Origin of the sequence: Ideonella lacteola, from assembly GCF_038066555.1 — a bacterium.
GTDB classification, from domain to species: domain Bacteria; phylum Pseudomonadota; class Gammaproteobacteria; order Burkholderiales; family Burkholderiaceae_C; genus Ideonella; species Ideonella lacteola.
This window is the reverse complement of the sequence record NZ_JBBUTG010000048.1, coordinates 1-9,129: the sequence shown is the minus strand read 5'-3', so window position 1 is coordinate 9,129 and position 9,129 is coordinate 1. Positions and strand designations below refer to the sequence as shown.

The following is a 9,129-nucleotide window of genomic DNA, read 5'->3' as shown; positions in this document are numbered from 1 at the left end:
CCCTCAAATACATGCCGGTTGCGGCGTTGCGTTCCGGGCATCTCGGTGCCCCACTCGCTTTGCCTAACCGCTCCGTCAAGGGGACTGGCCTGCGGCCAGCCCCTTACGTCGAACGTTAGGCATCAGAAGGCAGCAGGCTGGTGAAGTCTCAGCGACATGTCTACGGTTTCTGGGCGCCTTCTTCATCGTCGGCGCGGGCTGTCCGTCCTCCGGCGGCCAGCGCGCGGTCCATAGCGACTCCAGCCGTATTCAAGTCAGCCTGGGCATATGTAGGTGGCCGTAGCAGCACACCACGCTCGCTGGAACCGCGCTTCCTGGTCACCGCCGGTGGTACTCTGTGGGCAATCTCTCGCCTCGGCGAGCTTTCAGCGCATCGCAGAAGTCGTTGAAATCCTTCGTCTGGTACGGCCAGCGTCGTAGCACTTGTTATGAAAGCACTCTGCTTTGCCAGTCACTGCCTCTTCGGGCCTCCCGGCCTGAAATACATGTCGGTTGTGGCACCGCGTTCAGGGCATTTCGGTCCTCCCGCCGCTCTGCCTAACCGCTCCGTCAAGGGGACTGGCCTGCGGCCAGCCCCTTACGTCGAACGTTAGCCGTCTATGTCAGCCGCCGCCGCAGATCTGTCGTTTCGTCGAGCGGTCGAAGCCGATCTGCCGCTGCTCTACGAATGTGATCCGCACTCCAAGGTCCACGAGAGCCGAAGGCTCGAGCTGCGCCGCATGGTTCAACAGAACTCCTGTCTTCTCGCCGTGGCCGGTAGTCGGCCGCTTGGCTTTGCCATGTTGGAGTACAGCTTCTTTGGCAACGGGTTCATTCCGTTGATCTGCGTCGCAACAGAGCACCATGGCAATGGGGTCGGTTTGGCTCTGTTGAGAGAGCTTGAGCTCCAGTGCTACACCGCAAAGCTGTTCAACAGTGCCAATGCCTCCAATGGGCCAGCACAGCACCTCTTTTCACGAGCCGGCTTCACGCGCAGTGGCATCATTGAAAACCTTGACGAAGGCGATCCCGAGTTCATCTACTTCAAGGCTCTGCCCAAGGCCAGCCAGACGGCTAACCCCTCCGTCAAGGGGACTGGCCTGCGGCCAGCCCCTTACGTCGAACGTTAGGCCCTTCAGCGAGGAAAGGTCTTATGAAGCAGATCGAGAAGCTTGAAATCGTCAACCCAAATCACGCCTGGGTCATGGCTGAGTTCGAGCTGCTGTATGCCGAGTGGAAGGAATGGGAGTTGTCGGTGGCACAGATCGTCGATCAGCCCTACGACACGTCAAGTCAAGCTGAGGTTTATGCCGATGGCGAGGACAACATGCACAAACATGCTGTGCTTCAGGCAAAAACCCTCACATTCTTGAACAACAACATCAAGGGCCACGGCTTCATTGAAGGATTCGACGGCAAGGCGATCGATCGAAGAGATCTCAGGCTGAAGATCAGAGTCAAGCATCGTCTTCAGCAACTCGAGATGCTTCGCGCATCACTGAAGTACGCGAAAGTGCCCGAAGCCTACTGGAAGCAAAAGGGCAAGGAGCTTCTCGAGAGCGTCGCAAAGAAGACCGGAGATAGTGCAATCGAGGTAGCGGCGAGCTACCTGAAGAATCCGTTCTCATCAGGCACCACCAAGGAATGAGCGCTCATGAAGCCCTGGCCTAACCCCTCCGTCAAGGGGACGTCCCGCAAGCGGGCCGCCCCTTACGTCGAACGTTAGGCCGCATCAACACGCTTTCGCATTCTGTCTGGAGGAGCCATGGGAGCTTGGGGAAATGGTTTGCTCGAGAATGACTCTGGGTGCGATCTGTGGGACGTTCTTGTCACCGCTGGTGACTTAAGCGCCGTCGCCGCTGAGTTCGCGAGGGTCTTTCAGGAGTACGACAGGTTCGAGAACGCCGTCAAGTCAGGCAGCAACTTCGTAAGTCTCAGCCCTGAAGAGATTGAACAGCGGATAGCAGCCGCCAAAGCTACACCGGGTAGCGATAACGAACACTGGTCCGAGTTCGAGGAGGTCATGCGAGAAACCTACTCGGAGCCCATCGAATGGGAAGGTACTCGCGAGGCCGATCAGGTCCTAGCCGCTGCGCTAGTTCTTCATGCTATCGTCACCCGCACCTTGGTCACGCACCTGCCGGAAGCCTCGTCAGCATCCAACCTCCTCAACTTCGACCCGCCGGCCAATCTGCTGCTGAAGGCCCAAACCGCGCTACTACGCATCGCAGCCAACCCTGCTAAGCGCAAGGAATCGAGAGGTTGGACAAAGCGAGTAAATCAAGCGTTGGCAGCGCTGCGCGATGCAGCCTAACCCCTCCGTCAAGGGGACCGGCCTGCGGCAGGCCCCTTACGTCGAACGTTAGCCGTCATACAAATGCTGCGATTTGCCCAAGGTGACAGCTTCTTCGAGATGGATGTGCCCGTCTTCGAAGACGTCTCCCTCCAGAGCGTCAATGGTTCGGTGGTAGTCCTGCGTGTTCGCTCGAGCGGCTACGCGGGTGAAAACGACTTGTGGGTCCATACCGAGGACCTTCATCGGTTTGCCATCGGTCTCGTCGAGCTTGAACGGTCCTTAAGGGGTGAGGCCAGGCTTACCTCGATGTCGCCCAATGAACTCGATCTAAAGGTCCTTGCCGTCTCTTCTAGAGGCCATCTCGCCGTGCAGGGCACCACGGGACATCTCATTCAAGGCGAAAACCAAGTCAGTTGGGATTCGGTTTCGTTCGGCTTTGAATTCGAGCCTTCTCAGCTTAGCGCTGCAGTCGCCGAGCCGTGGGTGCGCAAGAATGCCGGCTAACCCCTCCGTCAAGGGGACTGGCCTGCGGCCAGCCCCTTACTTCGAACGTTAGGTCGCTCATGGTTCGTACCGCCGAAGCCCGCAGCGGAATGGTGCAGCTTCTTCGTGTGATCCTTGTGGTCATACTGGTGGCTCCAGTTCTTTGGTTAATCGCGTGTCGCTTCTGGCTCCCGTTCACGCCAATCTGGTTCGATGTGGCAAGCTTTGCCCTAGGAGGCTTGGCAACACTCGTCTTACTTGCTCTTGGTAGCCGCCGAGTTCCCTTTGACTACAAGAAGAAGATCACTGACTCAAGGCCGAGTGAATCGGAGACTGGTCAAAATGCCTGATAGGCCTGCGACTTTCATCCCAGAAGCCGGGTTGCTAAGTCGGCTTGCTGCCCAGTCTCGCGCCTACCGCCTTCCTACATCGAGCATATCTGCCCTGCGCCCTAACCCCTCCGTCAAGGGGACGTCTTGCGCCAAGGCGCAAGCCGCCCCTTACGTCGAACGTTAGGCATCCTGTGTCGCTGCGGTCGTTCACCAAGCTCTATGCTCTCGCAAAGGCTGGAGACACACAGGCGCTTCTTGTCCATTTGGCCGAGTTGGCCGCGGAATATCCAGAAGACAAAGACCCTCCCAATTGGGCGCTAGTGGCTGCAGCGGAGGAAAATCAACTTGAAACCGTTGCTACGTTGCTTGAGCATGGCGCCAACGTAGAAGGTGCGTCGGAGCGCACGCACATTCGCCCACTATGGAAGGCCGCCAAGCGCGGCCACCTTGAGATGGTCAAACTGCTTGTCAGCAAGGGCGCGAACATCGAGTCGACGGACAAGTTGGGGTTGTCTGCCCTCGACTATGCAAAGCGGTACTCGAACAGCAACGTTGTCGAGTACTTGGAGTCTCTCAGGTGAGGCCGATGCCTAACCCATCGGTCAAGGGGACTTGCCTGCGGCAAGTCCCTTACCTCGAACGTTAGGCTTCAGAAAGTAGCAGGCTGGTGAAGTCTCCGCGACATGTCAACGCGTTCTGGGTGCCAGCTTCATCGTCGGCGCGGACTGTCCGTCCTTCGGCGGCCAGCGCACGGGCCGTGGCGGCTCCTGCCGTATTCAAGTCAGCCTGGGCAAATGTAGGTGGCCTCAGCAGCACACCACGGTCGCTGGAATCGCTCTCGTTGTTCACGGCCGGTGGTACTCTGCGGGCTATCTCTGCCTTGGCAAGCTTCCAGCGCTTTGCCAAGGTCGCTGAAATCCTTCGTCCCAGCCGCCCACCGTCGTAGCGCTTGTTATGCAAGTACTCTGCTTTGCCAGTCACTGCATCGTCTGGCCAACGGCCCTCAAATACATGCCGGTTGCGGCGTTGCGTTCCGGGCATCTCGGTGCCCCACTCGCTTTGCCTAACCGCTCCGTCAAGGGGACTGGCCTGCGGCCAGCCCCTTACGTCGAACGTTAGCCCGCAGCAGGGGTCGCGAATGTCGGGTTGGCTTGCTTGGTCATCGACGGTGGTTCGCGCCGATACCAATGCCCGCGCTGGTCAGCCTGGGCCGCAACAGACTTCGCCTGATGCTCGCGAGGGCACGTTCGCTTTGAACTGGTTCCTTCGGCCTCCACGCATCAGGCGTGTGGGGCAGGCCCGAACGAGTCTGGCCCACCCCACACCCCTGCTGCTCAGCTGCGTCACGACTGGTCTTCGCCGTCGCCAGGCCGGTCAAACTCATTGTTCTTGTGGCCTGCGTGGTCATGGGAGTCAGAAGGGAGCCTTCGGCAAAGCAACAGGTGTTCGGTTGCTTGTGGGCCAAGGTCTGAGCAGTCGGCCAAAGCGGGAAGGAAATACCTCAATCACCGAGTCTCTGCCCTGCCACCGTAGCAGCCCGCTCTCGCGGCCAACCCGCGTAGCCAGCCAAGCCTGGGGGTGGCAAACTCCAGCCATCGTTGGCTTGCTTCAATCGCAGCGGGCTAACCCCTCCGTCAAGGGGACCTGCCTTCGGCAGGCCCCTTACGTCGAACGTTAGCCGTCATGCCAGAACACACCCACGTCTTCGCCAACTGGCCGTTCAGTGATGCGGTCAATACGGCAACCTACTGCACATCGAAGGTTGCTCGGGAGCACTTTCCGGTGCTGCAGGTTTCTCATGACTGGGATGGAGATTGGCAGTTCCTAGACGCAACCACTGAACAGCCTGAAGAGTGCGTGATCCTCTGTCTTGGCTGTGTCTTCGAAAGAGATCTCACTCTCGGCCAGATCGCAGATCTTCCAGCGGGCTGGAGTGCTTGGCGAAGCTCTATAGGATCCCCATGGACTCGCGAGGAGAATCCGCCCGATGACTAAGAAGAGCACAGGCAGCGTGACGGCTAACCCCTCCGTCAAGGGGATCTGCCTTCGGCAGGCCCCTTACGTCGAACGTTAAGCGGCATGAAATCAGACCCAATGAAGCTGTTCGTCGCGATCCTCATGTTGTTGTCGGCAGGGAGCGGTCATTGCCAAGTCGCGCCCTCATCAATTCGAGATGAGTCACAGCGAGTCATGGCCTATCTTGGCGTCCTGTCTGCCTGGCAGCAGCAGCTAAGCATCGTGCTTCTTCAATGCAAGAAGGCTGATCCGTTGGGAACGGCCGCTCGACAAGCCGTTTACGAAGAATGGAAGAGCCGGAAGCAGGAGCAATTGGATAGAGTCGACCAATACATGAAAGACATTGCCTCTGTCATGTTGCCACCCCGACCTGGCGTAGACCCAATACGTGCACTCAATGCCGCGACAACGCTTGAAATCTCCATGCAGCTGCAAGCCCTACCAGAAGACGAATTGAGGGGCCTTTGCGCTTCGTTCAAAGATCTACCTTCAAGACTTGAACGCAATGTAGGGCCACATGTCACGGAAGCCTTTAGCGCTCTCGATCGATGGAAAGAGTCACGACAGCAGCCATAGGCACGCTGCCGCCTAACCCCTCCGTCAAGGGGACGTCCCGCAAGCGGGCCGCCCCTTACGTCGAACGTTAGGCATCAGAAGGCAGCATGCTGGTGAAGTCTCAGCGACATGTCTACGGCTTCTGGGCGCCCGCTTCATCGTCGGCGCGGGCTGTCCGTCCTTCGGCGGCCAGCGCACGGTCCGCGGCGATTCAAGCCGTATTCAAGTCTCCCTGGGCACAAGTGGGTGGCCACCGCAGCATGCCAAGGCCGCCCGTTGCTCTGTCTGGTCAGCGGCGGTGGTACTCTGTGGGTCACCTCTGCCACGGCGAGCCTTCAGCGCTTTGCCAAGGCAGTTCAAATTCTTCGTCTCGTCCGGCCAGCGTCGTAGCACTTGTTATGCAAGCACTCTGCTTTACCATTCGCTGCCTCGTCGAGCCACCGGGCTTGAAATACATGTCGGTTGTGGCACTGCGTTCCGGGCATCTCGCTGCTCTGGCCCTTTTGCCTAACCGCTCCGTCAAGGGGACCTGCCTGCGGCAGGCCCCTTACGTCGAACGTTAGGCATCAACGATGGAAGTGCCCATCTCCTTTACCGTCTGGGCGAAGGTCAGTCCTGAAATGAGAGAGAAGGCGATTTCATTCGTACGGCTTCAGCACGTATTTCCATCCGAGATCGAGTTGCGCAAGGCCGTTTCGGCCGCGATACGAATCGACAGGCAAATGCAAATATCAGCTCCCCTTGGCTATGGCGCAGCCCACGGTCTGGCATCTGCTCTGGGCCCAGAGTTTTCTGACCTCACCTATTGCCAGGAGGGCTACTGGCCAGCTTCAAGTGCAGGCTTCTGCCAGGTGCACAACTTCTACTTCGGTGGGTGTTTGGGTTGCCATGTTTGTTCTGGCTTCTTTCGCCCGTAGGCATTACTCGCCGGGTCTTCTGTCCCTCTTCATGAAGCAGCGGAACGCGATGATGCCTAACCCCTCCGTCAAGGGGACGTCCACAAGCGGGCTTCGCCCACTTGCGGCCGCCCCTTACGTCGAACGTTAGCCGTCAAATGCCAGTCGTCGATGTCGAGTTGGTCAGTGTGAGCAAGGAGCAAGCCCAGCCTGTCTCTGCTGCGGCCCTCGCATCTGCATTGGGTGCCGTCTTTGGCAGCCCACCAGGTCGCACCGTAGCCGGTTGTCTGTCGCTGTCTCCTCAGCGGGTGCATGTCCAATATTCACCCAAGGCCGCTGGTAGGCAGGCATTCGGCGGCAATCTGGTAACTTGAGCGCTTCAGCCATGCGCCAGTCATTCAAATTCGTGTCGCGGTCCGCACCTCTGCCAACGGTGACGGCCAACCCCTCCGTCAAGGGGACCCGCCTTCGGCAGGCCCCTTACGTCGAACGTTAGGCATCAAGATGAGCGACTCCTGCTACATGAACGGTCTAGTTGAAACTACCGCCCTCGAACTCGTTCACCGTCACAACCTCGACGAGATCGAAGTCATTTTGCGCGAGTCGGGTGTCTCCTTCAATTTGGCCTCGAAGCTCGTTCTGCTGATTCCGAGCGCATTCGCGGCCGCATACTACGAGCCGAAAGGAATTGAGTTCCCTGCTCACTTTCAAGTTGGTCCGCCAGGCGATCTACGCGAAAGATCTTACTCAACTGAGCCCGGGTACAACGAAGCCAAGGCGCTTGCTCGACGTTGGCTGATGGAGGGGAAAATTTCGTTTGTTGGACGTGTTCTCGACTGGAGTGTGGAGGCAAATCTAATCAAAGAAGCTGAGGCGCAAGGCGAAGTCGTCGAGCGAATCTCTTCCACGCATCACGGAGAAACCTGGTGATGCCTAACCCCTCCGTCAAGGGGACTGGCCTGCGGCCAGCCCCTTACGTCGAGCGTTAGGCCGAATGTGTCAGTCGATTCGTGGTCGATACGGGAGCGTACGCAGGTGGTCTCTGCGGGCCTCGCTCCATTGCTTATTTCGGTTGTTTCGTCCGGCATTGCATCGCTCGTAGGAGGCATTCCCCCGATTCTCGTGTTTGCGGCTCTGCTCCCCTTTAGTTACGCCACTCTCTTCTTCTTTGTAATGCCGTCTCTTCTTGTGCTTCGTCGGCTCAAGCAGGAATCGCTCCCATCATTCACTTTGGTTTGCGGCCTCGCGACGCTGGTCCCGTGGTGGTTGCTCTACATGGTCTTTTTTCTCGCGAACACGGGGAGGCTCTCGGGAGCACCTACTCAGGCATTCACTATTCTTTCGGTTCCTGCCGTTCTTGCCTCCATTGCTGGGGCAGTGGTGTACCGTCTTGGTGGCCCTCACTCCGGGTCGCCTCAGCCTAACCCCTCCGTCAAGGGGACTGGCCTTCGGCCAGCCCCTTACGTCGAACGTTAGGCCTTACAACCTCGACGTGAGGTCAGTCATTGCTACACAATGCTCCACGCTGTTTTTACTCTCCTCTACTTCGCCGCGGTTTTGCTCATTCTGGTGAGGGTTTGGCGAACTTCGAGTTCCATTGCGAGTCCATACTTCCGGCTGTTCTTTCGGGCTGCCGTTGCCGTTGGATTGCTGGCGCCGTCAGCCTTCACTGGAGAAGGGGTGGCCTTTGCTCCGTTGCCCGTATGTCTGGTGGCGGCGCCAACTGCGCAGTGGCCAGGCCTTCTCTTGATCTGGCTCTACCTGGCGGTGATCCTTCTCATGGTCATACAGGCAGTTGGCTCGATCTTTATTGCCCTTAGCAAGCCAAGCGAATCAGCTCGTACAGTTGATTCCACCATTAATGCCTAACCCCTCCGTCAAGGGGACTGGCCTGCGGCCAGCCCCTTACGTCGAACGTTAGGCATCAAAGACTGCAGTTGGGTAAAGGCGCGATCGCACAACGAAGCCTTCTGGTGGTGACTCAACCGTCAGCGTGGGCTGTCCGTCCTGCGGCGGCCGGCGCACGGGCCGTGGCGGTTCAAGCCGTATTCAAGTCTGCTTGGGCACATGTGGGTGGCCCTGGCAGCATGCCAAGGCCGCAAGTTGCTCTGCGTGGTCAGCGCCGGTGGTACTCTGTGGGCCATCTCGACCACGGCGAGCTTTCAGCGCTCTGCCGAGGTGGCTGAAATCCTTCGTCTCGTCCGGCCAGCGTCGTAGCACTTGTTATGCAAACACTCTGCTTTGCCAGTCACTGCCTCGCCGTGCCACCGGGCTTGAAATGCATGTCGGTTATAGCATTGCGTTGCAGGCATTTCGGTGCCCTACCCGCTCTGCCTAACCACTCCGTCAAGGGGACTGGCCTGCGGCCAGCCCCTTACGTCGAACGTTAGCCCTCACTGAATGCAGCGTATGGCGACCACATCATCTCAATACCTCTATCGAATCTTGAGCTTTAGGGAAGGTCTGCAGAAATCGCGCGGCCTGGTGCTTGGCGGGAAGCTGAAGTGCTGAGACGATATGGCGCATGAAACAACACAGCCTGGGCCTGGGGACGACGGCCAAGCGCACGAGG

At 58.5% G+C, this 9,129-nt stretch carries 8 protein-coding genes; all 8 read left to right on the top strand.

All coding sequences use genetic code 11. The annotated features are described in order from the left end of the window. Nucleotides 1-599 precede the first annotated feature (599 nt). The 8 genes from AACH06_RS29650 to AACH06_RS29615 all read left to right on the top strand — a co-directional run bounded on the left by AACH06_RS29650 (nucleotide 600) and on the right by AACH06_RS29615 (nucleotide 7,487). Nucleotides 600-1,109, top strand: coding sequence for a GNAT family N-acetyltransferase (locus tag AACH06_RS29650; RefSeq protein ID WP_341429436.1), 510 nt, complete (start codon nucleotides 600-602; stop codon nucleotides 1,107-1,109). A gap of 23 nt (nucleotides 1,110-1,132) precedes the next feature. Beyond that, the gene (locus AACH06_RS29645; protein WP_341429435.1) at nucleotides 1,133-1,627 is read left to right on the top strand and encodes a hypothetical protein; all 495 of its coding nucleotides are present in this window, start codon (nucleotides 1,133-1,135) and stop codon (nucleotides 1,625-1,627) included. A 117-nt stretch (nucleotides 1,628-1,744) separates the two neighbouring features. After that, nucleotides 1,745-2,293, top strand: coding sequence for a hypothetical protein (locus AACH06_RS29640; protein ID WP_341429434.1), 549 nt, complete (start codon nucleotides 1,745-1,747; stop codon nucleotides 2,291-2,293). A 63-nt stretch (nucleotides 2,294-2,356) separates the two neighbouring features. Beyond that, nucleotides 2,357-2,779 carry a WapI family immunity protein gene (locus AACH06_RS29635; RefSeq protein ID WP_341429433.1) on the top strand — a complete coding sequence of 141 codons (423 nt, stop codon included), beginning with the start codon at nucleotides 2,357-2,359 and terminating at the stop codon, nucleotides 2,777-2,779. Between the two features lie 502 nt (nucleotides 2,780-3,281). Continuing rightward, a complete protein-coding gene (locus AACH06_RS29630; RefSeq protein WP_341429432.1) occupies nucleotides 3,282-3,671 on the top strand; it encodes an ankyrin repeat domain-containing protein in 390 nt (129 codons plus the stop codon). Nucleotides 3,672-5,184: 1,513 nt separating this feature from the next. Further along, nucleotides 5,185-5,682: a hypothetical protein gene (locus AACH06_RS29625; protein WP_341429431.1), complete on the top strand. Its 498-nt coding sequence runs from the start codon at nucleotides 5,185-5,187 to the stop codon at nucleotides 5,680-5,682. A gap of 551 nt (nucleotides 5,683-6,233) precedes the next feature. Beyond that, nucleotides 6,234-6,578, top strand: a complete 345-nt coding sequence (locus AACH06_RS29620; RefSeq protein ID WP_341429430.1) for a hypothetical protein — start codon at nucleotides 6,234-6,236, stop codon at nucleotides 6,576-6,578. Nucleotides 6,579-7,061: 483 nt separating this feature from the next. Next, complete coding sequence (locus AACH06_RS29615; protein WP_341429429.1) at nucleotides 7,062-7,487, top strand: hypothetical protein; 426 nt, start codon at nucleotides 7,062-7,064, stop codon at nucleotides 7,485-7,487. The last annotated feature ends 1,642 nt before the right edge of the window (nucleotides 7,488-9,129 follow it).

What these genes read in the sequence shown, in the direction of transcription:
- AACH06_RS29650 (WP_341429436.1), top strand. Translation starts at nt 600, where the DNA reads ATGTCAGCCGCCGCCGCAGATCTGTCGTTTCGTCGAGCGGTCGAAGCC.
- AACH06_RS29645 (WP_341429435.1), top strand. Translation starts at nt 1,133, where the DNA reads ATGAAGCAGATCGAGAAGCTTGAAATCGTCAACCCAAATCACGCCTGG.
- AACH06_RS29640 (WP_341429434.1), top strand. Translation starts at nt 1,745, where the DNA reads ATGGGAGCTTGGGGAAATGGTTTGCTCGAGAATGACTCTGGGTGCGAT.
- AACH06_RS29635 (WP_341429433.1), top strand. Translation starts at nt 2,357, where the DNA reads ATGCTGCGATTTGCCCAAGGTGACAGCTTCTTCGAGATGGATGTGCCC.
- AACH06_RS29625 (WP_341429431.1), top strand. Translation starts at nt 5,185, where the DNA reads ATGAAGCTGTTCGTCGCGATCCTCATGTTGTTGTCGGCAGGGAGCGGT.
- AACH06_RS29620 (WP_341429430.1), top strand. Translation starts at nt 6,234, where the DNA reads ATGGAAGTGCCCATCTCCTTTACCGTCTGGGCGAAGGTCAGTCCTGAA.
- AACH06_RS29615 (WP_341429429.1), top strand. Translation starts at nt 7,062, where the DNA reads ATGAGCGACTCCTGCTACATGAACGGTCTAGTTGAAACTACCGCCCTC.